Here is a 21,895-nt window from a genome sequence, read left to right on the forward strand (position 1 = left end):
GTCTGCGGTATGATAGCGTGTTAATAGTACAAAGTATCATTTGTAAGCTAAACTAGGCTTGCAAATTCAGCACAATTATATTCTGGCAGTATGTTGCCTAGGTAATGTTTAAAGGACATTTCGACAATATGTTTAAGAAATTACGCGGCATGTTTTCTAACGATTTATCAATCGACTTAGGAACCGCAAACACCCTGATTTATGTAAAAGACCAAGGCATTGTTTTAGATGAGCCTTCTGTTGTTGCTATTCGTCAAGATCGTTCAGGTGGCTCTAAAAGTGTTGCCGCTGTAGGTACTGCTGCCAAACAAATGTTAGGTCGTACACCTGGAAACATTGAAGCGATTCGTCCAATGAAAGACGGTGTTATCGCTAACTTTTTTGTCACTGAAAAAATGTTGCAGTACTTTATTAAACAAGTACACAGTAATAACTTTTTACGACCTAGCCCACGCGTTTTAGTTTGTGTTCCTTGCGGATCTACGCAAGTAGAGCGACGTGCGATTCGTGAATCAGCCTTAGGTGCTGGCGCACGTGAAGTGTATTTGATAGATGAGCCTATGGCTGCAGCAATTGGTGCAGGTATGCCCGTCTCAGAAGCAACCGGCTCAATGGTAGTTGATATTGGTGGTGGTACGACTGAAGTTGGTATTATTTCACTAAATGGTGTGGTGTATTCTTCTTCAGTGCGCATTGGTGGTGATAAGTTTGACGATGCCATCATCAATTACGTGCGTCGTAACTTCGGCAGCTTAATTGGTGAAGCAACCGCTGAACGTATTAAACATGAAATTGGCTCTGCATACCCTGGCGAAGAAGTTATAGAAATCGAAGTACGTGGTCGAAATTTAGCTGAAGGTGTACCGCGCAGTTTCACTTTGAACAGCAATGAGATTTTAGAAGCTTTACAAGAGCCGTTAACCGGTATCGTCAGTGCTATTATGGTGGCATTAGAGCAATCTCCTCCAGAGTTAGCGTCTGATATTTCAGAACGCGGTATGATCCTTACTGGTGGTGGTGCTTTACTTAAAGGTTTAGACCGTTTGCTTATGGAAGAAACTGGCATTCCTGTTGTTGTTGCTGATGATCCACTAACGTGTGTAGCGCGTGGTGGTGGTAAAGCGATTGAAATGATTGATATGCACGGTGGCGATTTATTCTCATACGAATAAAAACTAAATTAGCATTTATACAAGTTTAATTTATGAATCCTATATTTAAGCATGGACCGTCCCCGCAGCACCGACTTATTTTGGTGCTGCTTTGTTCTGCAGCATTAATATTTTTTGACCATAAAATGAATAGCTTCGAGTCCGCTCGAGGCTTTTTGCAATCTATGGTGAGCCCTTTACAATATTTAGCCACAGCGCCTAAACAAATGATGAATTGGGCGGCAGAAAATATTGTTACTCGTCGTCAACTCATTGATGATAACGAACAATACAAAATCAACGAATTAGTCTTTCATGAACAGGCACTACAATTAGATATTGTAAAGCGTGAAAACAATCGATTAAGAGCGTTGCTTGCTTCGCCCGTTCGCAGTGATGCTAAAAAAATGGTCGCTGAAATTCTTGCGGTTGATAGTGACCCGTATACACATCAAGTGGTTATAAATCGAGGTGCAAACGATGGTGTTTACGAAGGCCAAGCAGTTATTGATGATGAAGGTGTTGTTGGTCAAATATTGCATGTTGGCACCACGAGTAGTCGTGTACTGTTAATTACTGATGTTACTCACGCGGTGCCTGTAAGAATAAGCCGCAACGGCTTACGGCTTATTGCTAGTGGTGTTGGCGTGATAGACCGTTTGACGCATAATCACGTACCGCACAGTAGTGATATACGCACAGGCGACTTATTAGTAACTTCAGGTTTAGGCAGTAAGTTCCCTGAGGGTTATCCTGTAGCCAAAGTATCTTCGGTTATTCAAGATGAGTCTCGTGCATTCTCTCAAATTCAAAGTCAACCCGTTGCTAAGATCGACCGCTTACGCTATGTATTATTGTTATGGCCAGAGCAACCTAATGAACAACAGCCACTAGTAACGGAAAGTTTGCCAGATAAAAAGGCAGAAAATAAATGACCATAGCAAGTCGCTTGATTATTCTTTTGACATTTTTAGTGGCATTAATGGCAAGCATTATGCCGTTACCTTTAAGTGTTGATGCTTTTCGCCCTGATTGGGTGTTAGTGGTGTTATTGTATTGGTGTTTGGCATTACCCTCGCGTGTTAATGTTATTTCTGCTTGGGTTATGGGCTTTATTCTTGATGTTTTGTTAGGCTCTACCTTAGGTGTTCATGCCGGCGCAATGGCAATTGCCGTTTATATTGTCGCGGGTAACTTTCAAAAAATACGCAACTTTTCAGTGTGGCAACAAGCCCTGATTGTTGGTGTGTTATCAGCGTTATATCACTTAATTGTTTTCTGGCTTCAACGGTTTTTAACCGACGCGGTATTTTTACCGAGCTATTTATATCCTGTATTCACGACAATAATCCTTTGGCCCTGGGCTTTTTTACTGTTACGTAAAATAAGACGAAATTTTAGAATAAAATAACATGTCTACTACTTTGATTTTAGCGTCGCAATCACCGCGTCGAAAAGAACTACTTGAACAACTCGGTTATCATTTTACTTGCTTACCCGCTGATATTGATGAAAGTGTCTTGGCGCAAGAAACTCCCGAGCAATATGTCTCTCGTTTAGCCATTGAAAAAGCACGTGTGATTGCCAAGCAATATGATGAGAGTGTTGTGGTGCTGGGTTCTGATACTAGTGTAATATTTGGTACTCATATATTAGGCAAACCTGCTTCACTTGATGAATGTATCGCTATACTTAGTATGTTATCAGGTCAAACGCATCAGGTTATTACTGCTGTAGCCGTTGTAAAAGGTGAACGTAGTGAGGTTCTTGTTGTCAGAACTGAAGTAGACTTTAAAGTGCTCACTGAACAAGAAATAAGTCGATATTGGCGCACAGGGGAGCCGCAAGACAAAGCCGGTGCTTATGGTATTCAAGGAATAGCTGGGCAGTTTGTTAAGCAAATTCGCGGGAGTTACTCTGCCGTTGTTGGCTTGCCTTTATATGAAACTTCACAATTATTGTCGTTATTCGGCGTACATTCTTCAATAACAAAAGATTAAACAGGAAGCGAAATGAGCGGTGAATTACTTATCAATGTTACACCAAGCGAAACAAGGGTAGCATTAATCGAAAATGGTTCACTGCAAGAGGTTCATATAGAACGAGAAGCCCGTAGAGGACTCGTTGGTAATATTTATCTTGGCAAAATCATTCGTGTTCTACCAGGTATGCAAGCCGCTTTTGTTGACATAAATTTAGGTAAAGCTGCTTTCTTACATGCCTCAGACATCAATTCTAAATTAATATTAAATGACGATAACAACAACGATCAAGTGCCAGATATTAGAAACTTGGTACATGAAGGGCAGTATATTGTTGTACAGGTTGTTAAAGATCCACTTGGTACTAAAGGGGCACGATTAACAACAGATATTACCATTGCAGCAAGGTATTTGGTGTTAATGCCTGATGCTAGCCATGCTGGTATATCTCAACGTATAGAAGACCCTGCAGAAAGAAATCGCTTGAAATCAATCGTTACCCCTTATTGTGGTAAAGATCATGGTTTCATTGTTAGAACGGCGGCTGAAGGTGCTGGTAAAGATGAGCTAGAACACGATGCAGAGTTTCTTCGCCGTGTTTGGGCAAAAGTAGTTGAGCGAAAAGAGCGTAAACAAACCAAAGATCCTATCTATCAAGATTTATCTTTAGCATTTCGCATGTTACGAGACTTTGTCGGGGTGTCGCTTGAGCGTATTAGAGTCGATTCAAAACTCACATATGAGCAATTAGTTGAGTTTACCACCGAGTTTGTACCCAATTTAACCTCGGTACTGGAATATTACCCCGGAGAGCGTCCCATTTTTGACTTATTCGATGTTGAAAGTGAAATACAGCGCTCTTTACATCGTAAAATTGAATTAAAGTCAGGTGGCTCTCTGATCATAGATCAAACCGAAGCTATGACCACTATTGATATAAACACCGGCGCTTTTGTCGGACATCGAAATTTAGAAGAAACTATTTTTAATACCAACATTGAAGCAACACAAGCGATTGCTCGTCAGCTTAGACTAAGAAACCTTGGTGGCATTATTATTGTTGATTTTATTGATATGCATGACAAAGAACACCAACGCCGTGTTTTACATAGTTTAGATGTCGCTATGGCAAAAGATAACGTGAAATACAGTTTGTCAGGGTTTTCTGCACTAGGTCTAGTTGAAATGACTCGCAAGCGTACGCGTGAAAGTTTAGAGCATATTTTATGCGGTGAATGTGATGTTTGTCATGGTCGCGGTTACATGAAAACAGTAGAAACTGTTTGTTTTGAAATTTTACGTGAAATTGTCCGCGTTAACCGTGCTTATGATGCAGATAAATTTATTGTTTATACTTCTTCTTCGGTAAGCGAGTCATTAGAGAATGACGAGTATCACAACCTTGCCGAGCTTGAAGTCTTCATCGGTAAGCAAATTAAAGTGCAAACAGAAAGCATGTATAATCAAGAGCAGTTTGATGTGGTGATGATGTAGCTATAACTGAAATGCAGGCGCTGTAATCAAGTAAATTTAAAGTTGGGTAAAGGTTTGGCTAAAACGTAATGAGTGTTTCCGCGGTTCTAAATAGATGGCTTAAACGTCTGTATAAACTACTAGCAATTTTGTTAGTAGCTTTTGCCGTGTTAATTAGCGCCTTACGATTATTTTTACCCTATGCTCACAACTATCGCCAAAATGTCGAAGATTTTATTAATAATACTTACAACAGTAATATTTCGATTGGCACATTAGCGATGGGCTGGGGTAAATCGGGTCCAACGTTAATCAGTAATCAAGTTGAGCTTTTAGCAGGTGATAATAGCCAAATATATCTTGATAGCTTGGCCGTTGAGTTAAATTTTTGGCGCAGCATACGAACCGGGCAATGGGTCACAAAAGACTTTGTAATTACAGGTGCAGAACTTGAGTTCGAACAAGCTGCCTTAACGAGCTCCGAAGATGATCTGGCTAATGATAAAACAAATGAAGTTAGTTTAATTGATTCACTTTCGTCTATATTTCTAAAGCAAATATCTCGTTTTTCTATACGCGATAGTCATGTGCTTTATCACACAACTACCGGTACTCGAGCTTTTACCATTAATGAAATGTTTTGGGTCAATAAAAATAATCGCCATCGAGCAAACGGCAGCGTTATGGTTGATGGGCTAAGCTCAAATAACTTAAAAGTATTATTAGATTTTAAAGGTCCAAGGTTCGATAAACTAAGCGGTCAAGCTTACCTTGAAGCCAATGAAGTCGACATTACTCCTTGGCTTGGGCGCTTTTTAGCCATCAAAGATGCCAATACACATTCAGCGATTAATTTTAGTGCATGGTTAACTATAGCCTCAGGAAAGCCCGACTTGGTTCAGTTTTCTTTAGGTAAAAATGAAATTATTTGGCAGCATAAAGGTAAGGCACAAACTTTTGAGGTTGTTGGTGGTGATATTGAAATAAAAACGCTAGACCAATTAGTTTATAACATTGCCACATCGCCTATAACGATCAAAAGAAACGGTGTTAAAACCAATAAATTATCATTAACTGCAGATGTAAAAGGCGAGTTTATTAATGGTCATATTAATGCCATAGAACTAGCCAGTTTTGCCGGTGTATCACCGCTATTATCTGACAATGTTGGTCTTGAAAAACTATTATTTGATCTCGATGCAGTTGGCCGAGTAGAAGACATTTACTTTCGTATCAACCCCAATAATACAGCTATAACTGCAACTTTTAGCGATGTAGATAGTCACTTCAGTCAAGGCATTCCGGGTTTAGACAATGTGAGTGGCGAGTTGATTTATGCTAATAATCAACTGCAAATATCGCTTAATGCTATTGACGGTGCTCTGCATTTTGATAAACATTTTAAATACCCCATCCCATATACGCATTTAAGTAGTTTGATCAATGCCAAATTTCTTGACGATAGCTGGCAACTTTCGGTTGAAAATATTGCCTTTAACTCTTCACAAATAAGTTTAAAAGCAGATCTAAACGTTAATAGTGTCGTAGATCAGCCAACTACCATGGCATTGTTAGCCAGTGTTAGTCATGGAGATGCCAAATTTGCCGAATATTTTTACCCTCATTTATTAATGGGGGATAGCTTAGTTAACTACCTTAATGGCGCTATTATTGACGGGGAAGTTAATCAAGCATTGGTCTTATTTAATGGGCCGTTGCAAGATTTTCCGTTTAATAATAATGAAGGTATCTTTGTTGTTGATGCTGAATTAGCGCAAAGCACCTTTAAGTTTGATCCACAGTGGCCAGCGATAGAAAACTTTGCCGCAAACCTTAATTTTACTAATAATAGTATGCTAATTACAGGGCGAGAGGGCACGTTATCAGGTATTGATGTTACCGGTGTTGAAGCGGCAATTGCTGACTTATCTGGTGAAGGTGTGTTAACTGTTGATGCTAGTTTTACCCAAACCCAGCCGGAATTAGTTACGCAATTAATGAACGCAAGCCCGATGCAGGATTCGGTCGGTGTTACCTTAGAACAAGTTATTATTTCAGCGCCTATTGATGGAGACTTTTCATTAATATTACCCTTAGCTACCCCCGAAGATGTTATTGCTAAAGGCCATGTTAAGTTTAAAAATAATAGTGTGGCACTGCAAACGCCAGCAATGGACTTTAAGCAAGTTAATGGTCGATTAGACTATTATAATGATGTGATAACAGCCAAAGGTGTAAAGCTTGATTGGCGTGGTATGCCAATGACAATTAATGTGGCAGCGAAGCAAGAACCTGAACTTTATAGCGTTAACATAGAAACGCTAGGTCAGTGGGAAAGTAAACATTGGCAAGCACAGTTACCTAATGAATTAGTGAAATATGCCGAAGGTAAAGTTGTTTGGGAAGGGATGCTTAAGCTTGAATTTATCGGTGATCAATGTTTTTACGATTACCAAATTAATACCGACTTACATAATATAGCGTTAGTTATTCCAGCACCGTTTACCAAAGAAGTTGAGCAAAAGCTTGCGGTGAGTATTCATGCTTTTGGAGATGAAAAAAATAGTACCATAAAGGCAGATGTTGGCAAAAATATTAACTTTTATGGCTTAGTAGATCATCAACAAACACGTTTTTCATTAGCGCACTTAGTGTTGGGTAATCAACAATCTTGGTTGCCGACTCAAGGGTTCCATATAACGGCGGATCTTGCGGATGCCAATTACCAAGAATGGCAGCCATTAGTATTAGATATTATAGCTGGAATAGAGTCAGCAACAACGGACTTAACTGATAATGTAACTGCTAACTTAGCACAGGCTAAAGTAAGTGAACCTGGTTTGTTATCTGTACCTGAAAAAATACACGGGGAAGTGAGTAATTTAGATGTTTATGGTAAAAACTTTCAGCAAGTAAGCTTTGATTTTACCCCTGAGCCAAATGGCTGGTTACTTAACCTTAATGCGAAAGAGCTAAGAGGTACTGCTATGTTTTACCCTGATTGGCTTGAGCAGGGTATCGAAATTAATGCTGATTTTATTCATTTAAAAAGTATACAACCTCAGTTAGAACCATCAGAAAACATTGATGATTTAGTAAAACAGAATGTGCTTGTAACACAAGCTAACAGTGACGCTATAGTCAATGATTCTCCAACACAGCATGTTGGTAAGCAAAATGAAAAAATTAAACAAAGCCAACAAGAACAAGCTGAAGTTCAGGTTGTTAATACAGCACAGCAGAAAATAATACCAGCTATCAACCATGCAAGTAATGCTGAAATATTTACAGTATTTCCTGCATTAAAAGTAAAGTGTACCAGCTGTAAATATGATAATTATGACTTTGGTGAGGTCAACTTTGCTATTGCGCGAGAAAACCAGAACACACTACTGCTGAATAATTTTATTGCTAAAAGAGGGGAAAACAACCTTACTTTTGATGCAAAGTGGCAACAAATAAATGATAGTTCAACCACTTCAATAATGGGCAGTTTATCAACAAATAATGTAGCGCGAGAAATCGAAAATATAGGTCTTGTTTCTATTATTAAAGACAGTGGCGTGAAAATGGATTATGACCTTGTTTGGCAAGGCGGTCCGCATGACTTTACAATGGCAACACTAAACGGAGATTTATCAACAACATTTGATGATGGTTATTTAGCTGATGTTGATGATAAAGGTGTACGTATTTTCTCTTTCTTAAGTTTACAGTCATTGGTACGTAAATTAAGTTTCGATTTTAGAGATATTTTTAGTGACGGTATGTTTTATAGTGAACTTAAAGGTAATTTTACTTTAAAAGATGGCGTAGCTTATACCGATAATGTGGTTATGAAAGGTACGGCTGGGGACTTAAGTATTGTTGGGAATACAAATTTAAATAGTGGTGGGCTAGACTATCGAATGACTTATAAGCCTAATTTGACCTCAAGCTTACCGGTATTAGCGTGGATTGCGACCTTAAATCCCGTTACTTTTTTAGCGGGTGTTGCACTAGATGAAGTGATCACTTCTACGGTCATTGCTGAAATAAATTTCGAAGTAACAGGTAATCTAGATGAACCTTTATTTAAGCAAGTAAGTCGAAAAAATAAAAACATTAGTGTTGGTCGTTCATCGCCTCCTAAAATAGTTGATAGCTTGCCAGAAAGTACTGCTGACGGCACCAATGTAGAAAAGTCAGCAAAGCCAAAGTCTAAAGGAGATAACATTGATGGGTCTTGAATATGGCAGATAAAATAAAGCAAATTTGTGCGATCCAAATGACTTCAGGTACTAATGTTGATGATAATATTAGTGATATTGAGCAACAGTTATTAACACTAGAACAGACACAGCAACAATTAGTTTTATTACCCGAGTGTTGCTTATTTTTTGGTGGTAAAGATCAAGAACAACTGACATTAGCTAAAGCAAATAAAGATAGTCATGGTTTGAAGGCAAAACTTGCGGCGCTAGCAAAAAAATATAATGTTTTTTTAGTCGCTGGTAGTATTCCTGTGTTATCAAAATTTCCAGATAAGTTTACCAATAGTTGTTTTGTTTTTTCTCCTGATGGAGAAACCCTCGGTGACTATGATAAAATTCACCTTTTTGATGTTGCAGTAGAAGATAACGAAAAAAATTACTTTGAATCACGTTACGCGAAAGCCGGTGAGCATATTAGCGTGGTTGATGTTGCTGGTATTAACGTAGGTTTATCGATTTGTTATGATCTGCGCTTTCCTGAACTTTTTAGGCAATTATGCCAGCAAGGCGCAAAAATTATTACCGTACCCAGCGCTTTTACACGTGTAACGGGAGCCGCACACTGGCAAACACTATTACAAGCCCGTGCGATTGAAAATCAGGTCTATATTATTGCTGCAGACCAAGAAGGTGTGCATTCAAATGGCCGTGAAACTTGGGGCCACAGTATGATCATTAGCCCGTGGGGCGAAATACTGACTCAGCTAGATACTGGCAAAGGTATCATTTGTGCTGAATACCAAGAAGAAGAATTAAACAAGGTGCGTAAAGCTATGCCTGTTAACACTCATAATCGTTTTAAAAATAAGTTGATGTCGTATGAATAATGTTGAGACTGAGCTCTTAGCCAATAGTAAAATTGATGAAAGTATGCTGATGGACACTTTGGATAACATCTTCCAACGTAAAATTGATTTGGCCGATTTATACTTTCAATCTAGTAGTCATGAATCGTGGATGTTAGAAGACGGTATAGTCAAAGAAGGTTCTTATAATATTGAACGTGGTGTGGGTGTGCGCGCTATATCAGGTGAGAAAACTGGTTTTGCTTACTCTGATGATATTTCCCCTGCGGCGTTAAAAAAAGCTGCAGATGCTGCTAAAGGTATAGCTATTGCTGAAAAATCTGCACGTGTACAGGTTTTTGATGGCAAGCAAATGCAAAAAAATCCAATGCTTTATAAGGCGTTGGACCCGCTAGCAAGTTTACCTCAAGAACAAAAAATTACGCTATTGCACGAAGTAGAAGCACATGCTCGTAGTGTCGATAAACGTGTTAAACAAGTGATTGTAAGTTTGTCAGGTGTTTATGAAAAAATATTAGTCGCTGCCAGTGATGGAACTTATGCGACCGATATTCGTCCATTAGTGCGACTAAATTGTTCGGTGTTAGTCGAAGAAAATGGTAAGCGAGAACGTGCCAGCTCTGGCGGCGGCGCACGTACAGACTATAGCTATTTTTTTGAGTTAGAAAATAATAAGCCGCGTTACTTAGCTTATGCAGAAGAAGCGGTAAGACAAGCTTTAGTTAACCTTGTTGCTATTGACTCACCCGCGGGTTCATTTCCTGTTGTACTTGGCGCAGGTTGGCCAGGCGTTTTGTTGCATGAAGCGGTAGGGCATGGTTTAGAGGGAGATTTTAATCGTAAAGGCTCTTCTGCATTTTCTGGCAAAGTGGGCCAACAAGTTACCTCTGATTTATGTACCATTGTTGATGATGGCACCATGGTTAATCGTCGCGGTTCAATAAGCATTGATGATGAAGGTACGCCAGGTCAATATAACGTATTGATTGAGAAAGGTGTGCTAAAAGGCTATATGCAAGATAAACACAATGCTGGCTTAATGGGCGTTAAACCAACCGGTAATGGTCGCCGTGAATCATATGCCCATTTGCCTATGCCACGTATGACTAATACTTATATGTTGGCTGGAGAGCACAAACCTGAAGATATCATTAAGTCAGTCAAAAAAGGCATTTATGCACCAAACTTTGCCGGCGGACAAGTTGACATTACCTCAGGTAAGTTCGTATTCACTAGCTCAGAAGCGTACTTAATTGAGAATGGTGAGATCACCTCGCCGATCAAAGGCGCCACTCTGATTGGCAGCGGTCCAGAAGCAATGAAAAATGTCAGTATGGTGGGTAATGACTTAAAACTTGATGCTGGGGTTGGTGTTTGTGGTAAAGACGGACAGAGCTTACCTGTAGGCGTTGGTCAGCCGACCTTGAAAGTTGATGAAATGACCGTTGGCGGTACACAATAATTCGCTAAACACCTTGGCTAAACACCTTGTTTTTTGAAAAATTTTAGTTGAAAAAAAAGCCCGTAAGGGCTTTTTTGTTTTTAAATAGATTGTAAAGTTAAGCTTATTTCAGGCGGATGCCATTAGCTTCAATGGTAATTTTTCCATTTTTCATTAAGTTACCTACCGTTGCTTTGAAGGTTTTTTTGCTCACCCCTAATATTCGCTTAATTAATTCAGGGTCACTTTTATCATGCAAAGGGCTAAAACCGTCATGTTCAGCAATGTGAGCTAATAATTTCTCACTAAAATCTTTTACTTTGCCTTCACCCGGACGAGTTAAAGATAAATCAATACGGCCATCTTCACGAACTTGTTTGATATAACCCGTTATTTTCTTACCCGTTCTTAGCGGTTTAAATATTTCATTGTCGTAAAGTAAACCCCAGTGCAGATCATTAATAATGGCTTTAAAACCTAAGTCAGTTTTAGAGGCAATGGTAAGTTTAACCTTATCCCACTTCTGATAATCAGCTGGCCAAATATCGATAAACTTATCAAGCTTACTTGAGGCGACTAAACGGTCGGTTTTTAAATCGAGAAAAATTCTTACAAGGTAATACTTACCTACTTCCATTTCGCTATGCTGCTGATTGTAAGGTACGAGTAAGTCTTTTGGTAAGCCCCAGTCAAGAAAGGCGCCCATTTTGTTTACTTGGCTGACCTTTAAAGAAGCAAATTCATCTACTTGTGCTAAGGGTTTTTCAGTTGTGGCAACAATTCGATCAGCAGTATCAGCATAAATAAAAACTTTAAGCTCACTTCCTATCTGGCAATCTTCAGGCACAAAACGATTGGGTAATAGTAGTTCACCTAAATCATCCGCATTTAAATATGCGCCTTTATCTGTTATTGCTACTACAGGAAGAGTGTTGTATTTGCCGATGCTTGCCATATGGTTTCTTGTTGTCAGTTAACTTGCGGCTATAATAACCGATTTAGCGGTAAGTTAACTATAACTTTCCATGTTGTCGGTATATTTTATTTAGTCGTACTGGTCTTGGCTTGAATATTTAATTTTGTTTGAATATATTCGCTATGTCGCAAATGCAATAAATCAGCAATTTTACGGATTATATGCTCCTCAATACTAGCAAGTTCACCATCAGCATAAGCCACCTGCCATAACAGTTCTAACATTTTAACACGCTGTTCTAAACTGTATTTCTCGTTGATTTTCGAGGTAAATTGATAAAAGTCAGTCGCATTTTCACAGAGCGCGAGCGAGTGATTAATTATTTCTGATACTTCATCAGGTGTTAACTGAAATTGGGTAGAAATAATATCGTTTAATTTTTTCTGCTCTGCAGTTTCAAGCTGACCATCAGCAAGCATAACTTCACATAATAAAACGCTACAAGCTATTTCAAGCGATAGTTCGTTCTCATGCTGATCATCCGTGTTGCCTAATGATTGAAAGAATGCGTTAATTTTTGACAACATAAAGTGTTCTCCGATGAAATAAAGATTAATTTTAATGTATTTACTTTAAGGTTCAAGTATTCAAGGTATATATTTCACAAAAAATAGGCACCTTGGGTTTAGATTGCCAATGTGTATTTATTCTGTGAAGTGATTAGATTCTACAATAATAACGATAAATTTTTTAAACCTAAGTTCAAACTGATCGTCATGAAAAATGCCTTACTGTTAACGACAATGTTAATTTCTCTCTTACTTATAGACCTCGATATTTTCAAAAATAGGAGACAACGTCAGAGTATTTAATACTTAAGACTGAGCATTCTTGGTAATTTTCATTGTTACTATCGTTAGTATTTTATGGGTAGTGATATCGACCAACAATTTTTTAAAAGTAAAATTATTTAGTGAAAAAAACCAAAATTGTGATCTTAGTTGCATTTTTTTTAACAGTCCTGATAAATACATATCAAAGATATTTCAGTTAAACTCATGATCTATATCGTTTTTATTTATTTTTAGATGGGATTGTCAAAGTCGGCTTGAATTTTGTAACAAGCATTTACAACTTTGTTAGTTTTTGTAGCCAATAATTTCTGTATCCTATTGGCAATTAAACTAGAAATTTTAAAATTTAGATTCTATGAGGACGTCATTGTGACACGGAAAAAACAAATAATTATACCAATTGTCATTCTAATTGCCGGTGTTTTAATTTTCTTTGCATTTTCAAGTATGAAAAAGCCCCCGGAAGAAAAAGAAGAAATCGATAATACTCCTATTGTTGCGGTTGAAGCTATTTCACTCGCACCCATGACCTTAGATGTAGATTCATATGGTGTGGTTAAGCCTAAATATGAAACTGAATTAGTGGCTCAAGTTAGTGGTCAAATTGTTGAGTTATCTGAAACATTTGTTCGTGGTGGCTTTGTCAAAGAAGGTCAATTATTGGCTCGTATAGATCCTAACGACTACGAGGCAGCACTTATTGAAGCTGAAGCTACAATGGCATCAGCCCGTGCTTCGCTTGAAACAGAGCGAGCACAAGGCCAAGTTGCCAAACAAGAATGGCAGCAAATAACAGATTCATCTCCAACAGAATTAAGTTTACGTAAACCACAATTAGCTCAAGAAATTGCTCGCGTTAAGTCTGCGCAAGCATCTATTTTACGTGCTAAGCGCAATTTAGAGCGCACTGAAATTAGAGCGCCATATGACGCTATGATAGACAGTAGAAATGTTGGGTTAGGCTCATTTGTTGGTACAGGTAGTATGGTTGGCAAGCTACTAGGTACGGCTATTGCTGAAGTACGTTTACCCGTTGCAGATAATCAATTACAGTTTTTGATTGATCAAGGAGAGAACGCAACGGTGAATTTAACGGGTACATACTCGGGTCTTACAACGGTATGGGACGCTAAAATTGCCCGTGGCGAAGGCGTTATAGACAGTACAAGTAGAATGAGCTATTTGGTTGCTGAAATTTATGACCCTTATGCTTTAGGTAAAGAAAACTCAAAAACACCATTACGCTTTGGCTCTTATGTAAAGGCAAAAGTATTAGGTATAGAAATAGCTCAAGCAGCCAGTGTGCCGCGTTATTTAGTTAATAATGGCCTTGTTGCATTAATGGATAATGAATCTAGATTACATTATTCAGCCGTAACAATTGTTCGCCAAGATGGCCAAAACATTATTATTTCAAAAGGCTTAGCTGACGGTGATAAATTGATAGTTTCTGCGCTTGATTATCCCGTTGATGGGATGAAATTGGCTTTAATTAGTGACAAAAAACCGAAAAAAAATGAACAAGAAGAGGGTGAAAGTAACGAGTCACAAGTTGCACAAAATGACAGTGGTTCAGGAGAGTAATCATGACAACTGTTACGCCTAAAGAAAAGCCGGAAATCGATCATACTATTGATACCAATACCGGCATAATAGCTTGGTTTGCTCGCAATAGCGTTGCCGCTAACTTGTTGATGATTTTCATTTTAGTGGGTGGTTTGTTAACTATTCAAACCATAAATAAACAAATGTTTCCACAGGTTAAGATCAACTGGATTTCTTACACCGCACCCTATCCTGGAGCCGCACCGCAAGAAGTTGAAGAAGGCATAACCATTAAAATCGAAGAGGCGTTAGAAACTGTTCAAGGCCTCAAAAGAGTTATTACTTATTCAAACCGAAACTTTTCCAATGGTTGGTTCGAGGTTGAACTCGATTATGACCCACAAGTTGTACTTGAGGAGGTTAAGTCTGCAATAGATTCAATCTCTAGCTTCCCTGATGGTATGGAACGCATCAAAATAGAACGAGAGAAATTTCGTCAAGAAGTGATGTACTTGAGCCTATATGGTGATTTAACCAATGGCGAACTTAAAGAGCTTGGTCGTAAAATACATAACGAAATTCAACAGCTGCCGATGATCAATATATCCGATATATACAGCGGTTTAGGTTATGAAATATCTATTGAAGTAAGTAAAGATAAGCTTCGAGAGTACGGCTTAAGCTTTACTGATATTGCCACCGCAGTACGCAGTTATTCACGCAACATGTCTGCTGGACAAATTCGTGCAGAAAATGGCTATATTAACTTACGTGTTGAAAATCAGGCTTATCGTGGACATGAATTCGAACAAATCCCCGTAGTAACTTTAGCCGATGGCACCAGAATTGTTTTAGGCGAAATTGCGACCATTGATGATGGCTTTGAAGAAGGTTTACAGTACTCTAAATTTAATGGTGAAAACTCAGTTACCTTATTTATTGGTGCTGCTGATAACCAAAGCATAACTGACATTGCCGCTGTGGTTAAAAAATATGTGGAAAAGAAATCTGCGGTATTACCTGAAAGCGTGAAGTTAGAAACATGGGTAGATATGACCTACTACCTTGAAGGTCGTTTGAATATGATGGTAGACAATATGAAAAGTGGTGCCGTATTGGTATTTATCATGTTGGCATTATTTCTACGTGTTCGCTTAGCTTTTTGGGTAATGATGGGATTACCGGTATGTTTCCTCGGTACATTACTGGTAATGCCACTCGAATTTGTCAATGTTACTATTAACGTTATTAGCTTATTTGCTTTCATTCTAGTGCTCGGTATTGTCGTCGATGATGCCATTGTTATGGGGGAAAGTGCCCATGATGAAATCGAAGAGCATGGTCATAGTACCGATAATGTTATTCGTGGAGTTAAGCGTGTCGCCATGCCGGCAACCTTTGGTGTTTTGACCACTATCGCGGTATTTCTGCCGTTTCTTTTTGGTGAAGGGCCATCTTCAGCGTTTGGAAAAGCGATTGGCTCTGTTGTTATACTTTGTCTTATCTTTTCATTAATAGAATCTAAACTTATTTTGCCAGCTCATTTGGTTAAAATGAAAATGAAAGCGTTCAACCCTAAAAATCCAATTGATAGATTACGCGCTTGGATTGACCTTAATTTGAAAAAATTTATTGATACCGTTTATAGCCCTGCGCTAGCTGTTTTTATTGCATACAGATATGGGGTATTAATGTTCTTTATTAGTTTAATGCTCATTAGTGGAGGATTGTTTAGTGGTGGTTTTGTGCGCTTTGTTGGGCAACCTAAAATTCCACATGACTTCCCTCGCGTAACGGTTGAAATGAATGTCGATGCTTCAGAAAAAGCGACTTTAGAAACCTTGTTAAACATTCAAGGGGTAATTAACCGTATCGATAAAGATATTGAAGCTAAATATGGCAATTCGATGATCTCAGATATGCAAGTTGATTTACGTACTAGAACCAGTGGTCAACTGATGGTTAAGCTTGTAGTACCAGAACTTAGACCAATGAATACCTTTGAATTGGCAGATTTATGGCGTGAGGCTATTCCTAATTATCCAGGCGTTAAATCATTCACTATAGGCGACAATTTATTTGGTGGTGGGCGAGACGACGGGGATATTGCTTTCAGATTAGAAAGTAAAAATGATGCAGAATTACTGGCAGCTGCGAGAGAATTAAAAGTTAAACTTAATTCACTTAAAGGCCTTGGTGATGTTAACGATAGCCGTCAAACGAGTGCTAAAGAAGTACAGTTTGAATTGAAACCACTCGCTTATAGTTTAAATTTAACCTTAGCAGACATCGCTTCGCAAGTAAGTTATAGCTTCTATGGTTTAGAGGCGCAGCGTATATTGCGTGACAGTGAAGAAGTGAAAGTCATGGTGCGTTACCCACTCGAACAACGTAGTTCTGTTGGTCATGTTGATGACGTAATGATTCAAGCCCCTAATGGTGCTGAATTGCCATTATCTGAACTGGCCGTTATTACCCTACAAGAAGGGGTTACTCGTATACGCCGTGAAAATGGTAATCGTACGATTAATGTTTGGGCAAGTGTTGATGCAGAGCAAGTAGAGCCCTTTAAAGTGGCTAATGATATTCGTGATAATTTCATACCTGAGTTGTTAAACAAATATCCACAAGTAAAAAGTGAAGTTACGGGTAGTATTCAAGAAGAAATGGAAGGGGCAGATAGCCAATTGCGCGATTTCGTTATCTCGTCAATGATCATATTTTCATTGTTAGCTATTCCGTTAAAGTCTTATTCACAAGCAATGATGATTATGGTCGTTATTCCATTTGGTATTATTGGGGCTGTACTGGGTCACTTTATTTTAGGTATGGATTTAAGTGCCTTATCTGTAATGGGAATTCTAGCGGCTGCCGGGGTAGTAGTGAATGACTCATTGGTGATGGTTGACTATGTTAACAATGCCAGAAAACGAGGTGTGCGACTTAAAGATGCTGTAATGCATGCGGGTAATAAACGCTTCAGAGCGATTATGTTAACGTCAATAACCACATTTATTGGTTTAGTGCCGATCATATTCTTTGAAGTTAGTGCCCAAGCTCAAATTGTCATACCTATGGCGGTATCTCTTGCATTTGGTGTGTTGTTTGCCACCATAGTAACTTTAGTGCTAATACCTTGCCTGTATCTTATTGTAGAAGATATTAAGGCATTATTTAGGCGTAAGAAAAAAGTCTCACAAACTGAAACACCTGTTTTAGATAGTCTTAAAGGTTAAGTTTAAGGCTATGCTTAAGTTATATGGACGTTAAGTTTTAAAGCCGTTAAACCTTAGGGCGATAAAATAAGCAGAAACTAAAAAGCCATCACATAGTGATGGCTTTTTTATTAACGGGTCTGTCCCAAGCTTAAATGTGTTTATGCATTTAAAGCTTATAGGTAATTATTTAACACCGAGTTCTTTTAGTCTTTCTAGTAAGTAACTTGCATGGGTATGTTTTTCTGATAAAACCACTTCGTTACGTGGATGTAAAAATAACGGTAAAGATATGCGTGATTTAGTCGCATTGTCGCCCGTTGGGTTAATAACCCTATGACTAGTTGAAGGAAAATAACCTTGTGAGGCTTCTTGTAACATATCACCAATATTAACAATTAAATGACCAAAGTCAGCTGGAACATCTAGCCATTGACCATCTTGAGCTTGCACTTGCAAACCTGGTTCATTGGCGGCAGGCAAAATAGTTAATAGGTTAATATCTTCATGTGCTGCAGCACGAATAGCACCAGGTTCTTCAGTCCCTTTAAGTGGAGGATAATGCAGTATTCTTAACAAAGTATTCGGGGTATCCTTGATCATATTCGATAAAGGCTCTGAATAGTGTTTAGTTACCTCTACAGGGCTATACTTCTCAACCCAATCAAGTAATTCACTGGCTAAATCTGAGGCCATTTTATAGTAATTTAAAATATCAGATTTTAATTGCTCAGGAATTCGTCCCCACGGGTATACATGATAATACTCTTTAATATCTTTTTTAGTGTGGCCTTTAGCAGTTTCTGAAATTTCAGGGCCGAAGTAGCCATCTTGCTTTTCAGGATCAAATGCAAAACTTTGCTTTTCTTCTTGCGTGAAAAAGGTATACCAATCCTGGTAAATTTTATCGACTAAAGCCTGTTGAATGGGATGATTAGTTAATACTCCAAACCCTGTATTGCGCAAACTCTCTACAAACTTTTTGGCGGCGTCATCAGCGCGATAATCAATAACTTGTACTTGCATATTTTTCCCCTAATACAATAATCTTAATGCTTAATCTTTATTTTTACGTATTATATACCAAACTAAAGGGAAGTGAATGAATTCAATCATTGTCGATTTTTAGACAAATAGCGTCACTGGTTTTAGCGTGCTGAGTTATATAACAAACAGCGCGTTCTTAGCGGTTTTTATTTATACCAAGTCGTGTTAATAACACCTATATAATAATTAATAGGCTGTTATTAAATAAGTTTATATAAAATTAAGAGTAGTCGTATGATAAAAAATTTGGTTGTGATGGTTTCTTCTGTTGTGTTTTTTTCGGCATGTAGTTCTAGTAATAATGTTTGTGAAGATCTCACATTAGCGTCAGAGCAGGTTCAGCAGTGCCAGTCATTACATAAACAAATCATTAATGCGAAAAATAAACCTATAATTCGTACAGAGTTGGAGCGCAGATATCAACAAGATTGTATCGATATCCGTTATTATCGTGATGACAAGCAAGACGGTATTTGTGGAAACAAACAAGAGGTCGAAGAGTCACTAAAACTTAATAAATAAAACAATGGCTTAAGTGGATTTATTGCCTGATATTTGTTACTTTGCCTACCTTTGAAGCGCTAGGGTCATTTACATGATCCATTTTATAACGTTTACCCGTTCAGTATGGTGAAAAAGTTGACTGATTCATTACATCCAATTGATCCATTAACTAATTCAAACGCAGATTTAGCGGTAGAATCGATCGCCTTACTAAATAAATATCAAAAACTTCAAGATCGCTACAAAGCGCTCTTAAAACTTAACCAACTTTCTATTGATTGTGCTGACCTAAACGCGCTATTTGAACAAGTTCATCATTCTATTGCCTCGGTGATGAGAGCAAATAATTTTTATATCGTGCTTTATGATCAAACATTATCAACGTTGGAGTTAGTTTATCATGTAGATGAAAAAGACAATTTAGCGCTAGGTGTTTACCCTATTAAATTTTTTGAAGGTTCAATGACAAACTATGTTATTGAAAGTCGAAAAGGTTTACTAGCGACACCAGAAGTTGTTATTCAATTAGAGCAAGAGCAAAAAATAAAATCTGTTGGTGAAGATAGTATTGACTGGCTTGGTGTACCTTTAATGCACGATGGTTTTGTTATTGGCGTAATGGCGGTGCAAAGTTATTCTGCTGATATGCGTTATCAAGAATCTGATCGAGACTTATTAGAATTTACCGCTCAACATATAGTAACAGCTTTAACACGTTTACAAGATAGAGGCCGTTTGCAAGCGGCTGTTGATGCGCGTACAAAAGAATTGATGCATCAAATTCGAGATCGAGAAAAATCGGAGTTATTGCAAGAGTCATTGTATCGTATCTCAGAGCTAACCAATGATCCTAATATAGATATAGATTCTTTCTACAGTTTAGTTCACAACATTGTAGGACAGCTGATCAACGCCGAAAACTTTTATATTGCCAAGTATGATGTGAAAAATGACGAGTTGTTCTTTGCTTACTTTCTCGATCAACATTTTGATAATACCGATGATCACTATCAACCCAGAAAACTTTCCAATCGTTTTACAGAAATAGTATTGAAAAGCGCTGAAACCGTATTACTCGATCAGGAGGCTATGCTGGCGCTACATCATCAAGGTAAAACGATTAAGCCAGATTTAGACGTTGTTTCTTGGCTTGGGGTGCCACTCATTCATTCTGGCGAAATGCTTGGCGCTATGGTGTTACAAAGCTATCAAAAAGCAATACGCTTTAACGAACAAGATGCAGAGTTGTTGCGATTTGTATCACGACATGTTGCCTCTGCCATGAATCGCCGTGAAATTTCAGATGATGAAAGAAAGTCACATGAATTATTAGAGCATCAGGTAAAGCTTCGAACTTCGGCGTTAGAAGAAGAAATAAAGCAACGTAAAGATGCCGAAGAAAAGCTCAAACATGCTGCTTCGCATGATATTTTAACGGGGTTACCCAACCGAGCAGTATTTATAAATCTTTTAAATCGTGCTATTGCACGTAACAAACGTCATGCAGAATTTAAATTTGCTATTTTGTTTCTTGATTTAGACCGTTTCAAAGTGGTAAACGACAACCTTGGACATCACGCAGGGGATAATTTATTAAAAAAAATATCTATCGCTTTAACTGAAGTAATTCGAGACAACGATACGGTTGCACGTTTAGGTGGTGACGAATTTGTTATTTTGGTAGAAGACATAGATAGTGAAGTAAGCACATACGAAATTGCTAAACGTATAACTGAGTTATTGTCTTTACCATTTACGATTGAAAATCAGACGGTTTTTATCGGCACTAGCATTGGCGTATTATTTAATAATATGCGCTATGAAAATGCAGATACTATGTTAAGAGATGCCGATATCGCGATGTATCACGCCAAAGACAAAGGTAAAGGTCGCTTTGAAGTATTTGACTCTAGTATGCACTCTAAAGTGCAAAATGCGATGTCGTTGGAAACTGATTTACGCGAAGGTATTGATAACGAAGAGTTTACCCCTTATTTTCAACCCATAGTACAAATGAGTGATGGTAAAATAATTGGTTTTGAAGCCCTCGCTCGATGGCAAAGTCCTAAACGAGGCTTTGTATTTCCTAATGATTTTATTCCGTTAGCTGAAGAAACTAACCTAGTGATGGCGATTGATTTTCAAATTCTTGAAAAGTCATGCCGACAACTCATGCTTTGGCAAAAACGCCTCGGGTTAGAACACCTGTATGTTAGTTGTAACTTATACTGTAATCATTTTTTTAATGTAAGCTTACCGCAAGATATTGAACATATTATCGATATAACCGGTGTAGAACCTCATCAAATTCGTGTTGAGCTTACCGAGCGAGCTTTACTCGAAAATAGTAATATTGTTCTTGATAACATGCGAGCTTTAAAGAAGCTGGGCGTGAAAATACTACTTGATGATTTTGGCACTGGATATTCGAGTTTAAGTTATTTACATCGTTTTCCAATTGATGTGTTAAAGATTGACCGTTCTTTTATTCATAATGTCCACGAAAGGGGTAATCACCAAGCAATAATTAAAACTATTATCGACTTAGCTGCAAACTTAAATATGGCGACAATTGGTGAAGGCATTGAAAATGAAGCTGATGCACAATTATTAAAAGCAATGGGCTGTATTTATGGGCAAGGTTATTATTATTACAAACCATTGCCAGGTGAAGAGATAGAACGCTTTTTGATAAGTAAAAGCTAATA

Annotated in this window: 15 protein-coding genes; 12 read left to right on the forward strand and 3 right to left on the reverse strand. The window is 38.1% G+C overall.

Annotated features, from left to right (window positions below):
- Positions 1-128 precede the first annotated feature (128 nt).
- The 8 genes from H4J50_RS00140 to tldD all read left to right on the forward strand — a co-directional run bounded on the left by H4J50_RS00140 (position 129) and on the right by tldD (position 11,127).
- Complete coding sequence (locus H4J50_RS00140; RefSeq protein ID WP_081148217.1) at positions 129-1,172, forward strand: rod shape-determining protein; 1,044 nt, start codon at positions 129-131, stop codon at positions 1,170-1,172.
- A 32-nt stretch (positions 1,173-1,204) separates the two neighbouring features.
- Positions 1,205-2,086 (forward strand): rod shape-determining protein MreC, encoded by an 882-nt coding sequence (mreC, locus tag H4J50_RS00145; protein WP_182253706.1) that lies wholly within the window; start codon positions 1,205-1,207, stop codon positions 2,084-2,086.
- On the forward strand, positions 2,083-2,562 hold the full coding sequence (gene mreD / locus H4J50_RS00150) for a rod shape-determining protein MreD (protein ID WP_182253708.1): 480 nt from the start codon (positions 2,083-2,085) through the stop codon (positions 2,560-2,562). The genes mreC and mreD overlap by 4 nt, the downstream gene beginning before the upstream one ends.
- A gap of 1 nt (position 2,563) precedes the next feature.
- Positions 2,564-3,151 (forward strand): nucleoside triphosphate pyrophosphatase, encoded by a 588-nt coding sequence (locus H4J50_RS00155; protein ID WP_182253710.1) that lies wholly within the window; start codon positions 2,564-2,566, stop codon positions 3,149-3,151.
- A 12-nt stretch (positions 3,152-3,163) separates the two neighbouring features.
- Positions 3,164-4,627 carry a ribonuclease G gene (rng, locus tag H4J50_RS00160; protein ID WP_182253712.1) on the forward strand — a complete coding sequence of 488 codons (1,464 nt, stop codon included), beginning with the start codon at positions 3,164-3,166 and terminating at the stop codon, positions 4,625-4,627.
- Between the two features lie 68 nt (positions 4,628-4,695).
- Entirely contained in the window at positions 4,696-8,835 is a 4,140-nt protein-coding gene (locus tag H4J50_RS00165) for a YhdP family protein (RefSeq protein WP_182253714.1), read from the forward strand.
- A 2-nt stretch (positions 8,836-8,837) separates the two neighbouring features.
- Positions 8,838-9,686, forward strand: a complete 849-nt coding sequence (locus tag H4J50_RS00170; protein ID WP_182253716.1) for a carbon-nitrogen hydrolase family protein — start codon at positions 8,838-8,840, stop codon at positions 9,684-9,686.
- Positions 9,679-11,127, forward strand: a complete 1,449-nt coding sequence (gene tldD / locus H4J50_RS00175) for a metalloprotease TldD (protein WP_182253718.1) — start codon at positions 9,679-9,681, stop codon at positions 11,125-11,127. The genes H4J50_RS00170 and tldD overlap by 8 nt, the downstream gene beginning before the upstream one ends.
- A gap of 103 nt (positions 11,128-11,230) precedes the next feature.
- On the opposite strand, the gene H4J50_RS00180 is transcribed toward tldD, so the two are convergent.
- Both H4J50_RS00180 and H4J50_RS00185 read right to left on the reverse strand, forming a co-directional pair.
- On the reverse strand, positions 11,231-12,061 hold the full coding sequence (locus H4J50_RS00180; protein WP_108457294.1) for a S1 RNA-binding domain-containing protein: 831 nt from the start codon (positions 12,059-12,061) through the stop codon (positions 11,231-11,233).
- A gap of 86 nt (positions 12,062-12,147) precedes the next feature.
- Positions 12,148-12,609: a TerB family tellurite resistance protein gene (locus H4J50_RS00185; RefSeq protein WP_182253720.1), complete on the reverse strand. Its 462-nt coding sequence runs from the start codon at positions 12,607-12,609 to the stop codon at positions 12,148-12,150.
- A 636-nt stretch (positions 12,610-13,245) separates the two neighbouring features.
- Here H4J50_RS00185 and H4J50_RS00190 point away from each other — a divergent pair.
- Positions 13,246-14,460, forward strand: coding sequence for an efflux RND transporter periplasmic adaptor subunit (locus H4J50_RS00190; protein ID WP_182253722.1), 1,215 nt, complete (start codon positions 13,246-13,248; stop codon positions 14,458-14,460).
- Positions 14,461-14,462: 2 nt separating this feature from the next.
- Positions 14,463-17,657 carry an efflux RND transporter permease subunit gene (locus H4J50_RS00195; RefSeq protein ID WP_182253724.1) on the forward strand — a complete coding sequence of 1,065 codons (3,195 nt, stop codon included), beginning with the start codon at positions 14,463-14,465 and terminating at the stop codon, positions 17,655-17,657.
- Between the two features lie 165 nt (positions 17,658-17,822).
- Here H4J50_RS00195 and H4J50_RS00200 read toward each other — a convergent pair whose 3' ends face one another.
- Positions 17,823-18,662, reverse strand: a complete 840-nt coding sequence (locus tag H4J50_RS00200; protein WP_182253726.1) for an isopenicillin N synthase family oxygenase — start codon at positions 18,660-18,662, stop codon at positions 17,823-17,825.
- Between the two features lie 255 nt (positions 18,663-18,917).
- On the opposite strand from H4J50_RS00200, the gene H4J50_RS00205 reads away from it, so the two are divergent.
- On the forward strand, positions 18,918-19,205 hold the full coding sequence (locus tag H4J50_RS00205; protein ID WP_182253728.1) for a hypothetical protein: 288 nt from the start codon (positions 18,918-18,920) through the stop codon (positions 19,203-19,205).
- 117 nt (positions 19,206-19,322) lie between these two features.
- Positions 19,323-21,893, forward strand: a complete 2,571-nt coding sequence (locus H4J50_RS00210; RefSeq protein WP_259366121.1) for an EAL domain-containing protein — start codon at positions 19,323-19,325, stop codon at positions 21,891-21,893.
- Positions 21,894-21,895: the final 2 nt, after the last annotated feature.

The organism is Colwellia sp. 6M3, from assembly GCF_014077595.1.
Taxonomy (GTDB): Bacteria; Pseudomonadota; Gammaproteobacteria; order Enterobacterales; family Alteromonadaceae; genus Cognaticolwellia.

Bases quoted from the DNA above. Each gene is read 5' to 3' on its own strand.
- H4J50_RS00140 (WP_081148217.1), top strand. From the start codon at position 129: ATGTTTAAGAAATTACGCGGCATGTTTTCTAACGATTTATCAATCGAC.
- mreC (WP_182253706.1), top strand. From the start codon at position 1,205: ATGAATCCTATATTTAAGCATGGACCGTCCCCGCAGCACCGACTTATT.
- mreD (WP_182253708.1), top strand. From the start codon at position 2,083: ATGACCATAGCAAGTCGCTTGATTATTCTTTTGACATTTTTAGTGGCA.
- H4J50_RS00155 (WP_182253710.1), top strand. From the start codon at position 2,564: ATGTCTACTACTTTGATTTTAGCGTCGCAATCACCGCGTCGAAAAGAA.
- rng (WP_182253712.1), top strand. From the start codon at position 3,164: ATGAGCGGTGAATTACTTATCAATGTTACACCAAGCGAAACAAGGGTA.
- H4J50_RS00165 (WP_182253714.1), top strand. From the start codon at position 4,696: ATGAGTGTTTCCGCGGTTCTAAATAGATGGCTTAAACGTCTGTATAAA.
- H4J50_RS00170 (WP_182253716.1), top strand. From the start codon at position 8,838: ATGGCAGATAAAATAAAGCAAATTTGTGCGATCCAAATGACTTCAGGT.
- tldD (WP_182253718.1), top strand. From the start codon at position 9,679: ATGAATAATGTTGAGACTGAGCTCTTAGCCAATAGTAAAATTGATGAA.
- H4J50_RS00180 (WP_108457294.1), bottom strand. From the start codon at position 12,061: ATGGCAAGCATCGGCAAATACAACACTCTTCCTGTAGTAGCAATAACA.
- H4J50_RS00185 (WP_182253720.1), bottom strand. From the start codon at position 12,609: ATGTTGTCAAAAATTAACGCATTCTTTCAATCATTAGGCAACACGGAT.
- H4J50_RS00195 (WP_182253724.1), top strand. From the start codon at position 14,463: ATGACAACTGTTACGCCTAAAGAAAAGCCGGAAATCGATCATACTATT.
- H4J50_RS00200 (WP_182253726.1), bottom strand. From the start codon at position 18,662: ATGCAAGTACAAGTTATTGATTATCGCGCTGATGACGCCGCCAAAAAG.
- H4J50_RS00205 (WP_182253728.1), top strand. From the start codon at position 18,918: ATGATAAAAAATTTGGTTGTGATGGTTTCTTCTGTTGTGTTTTTTTCG.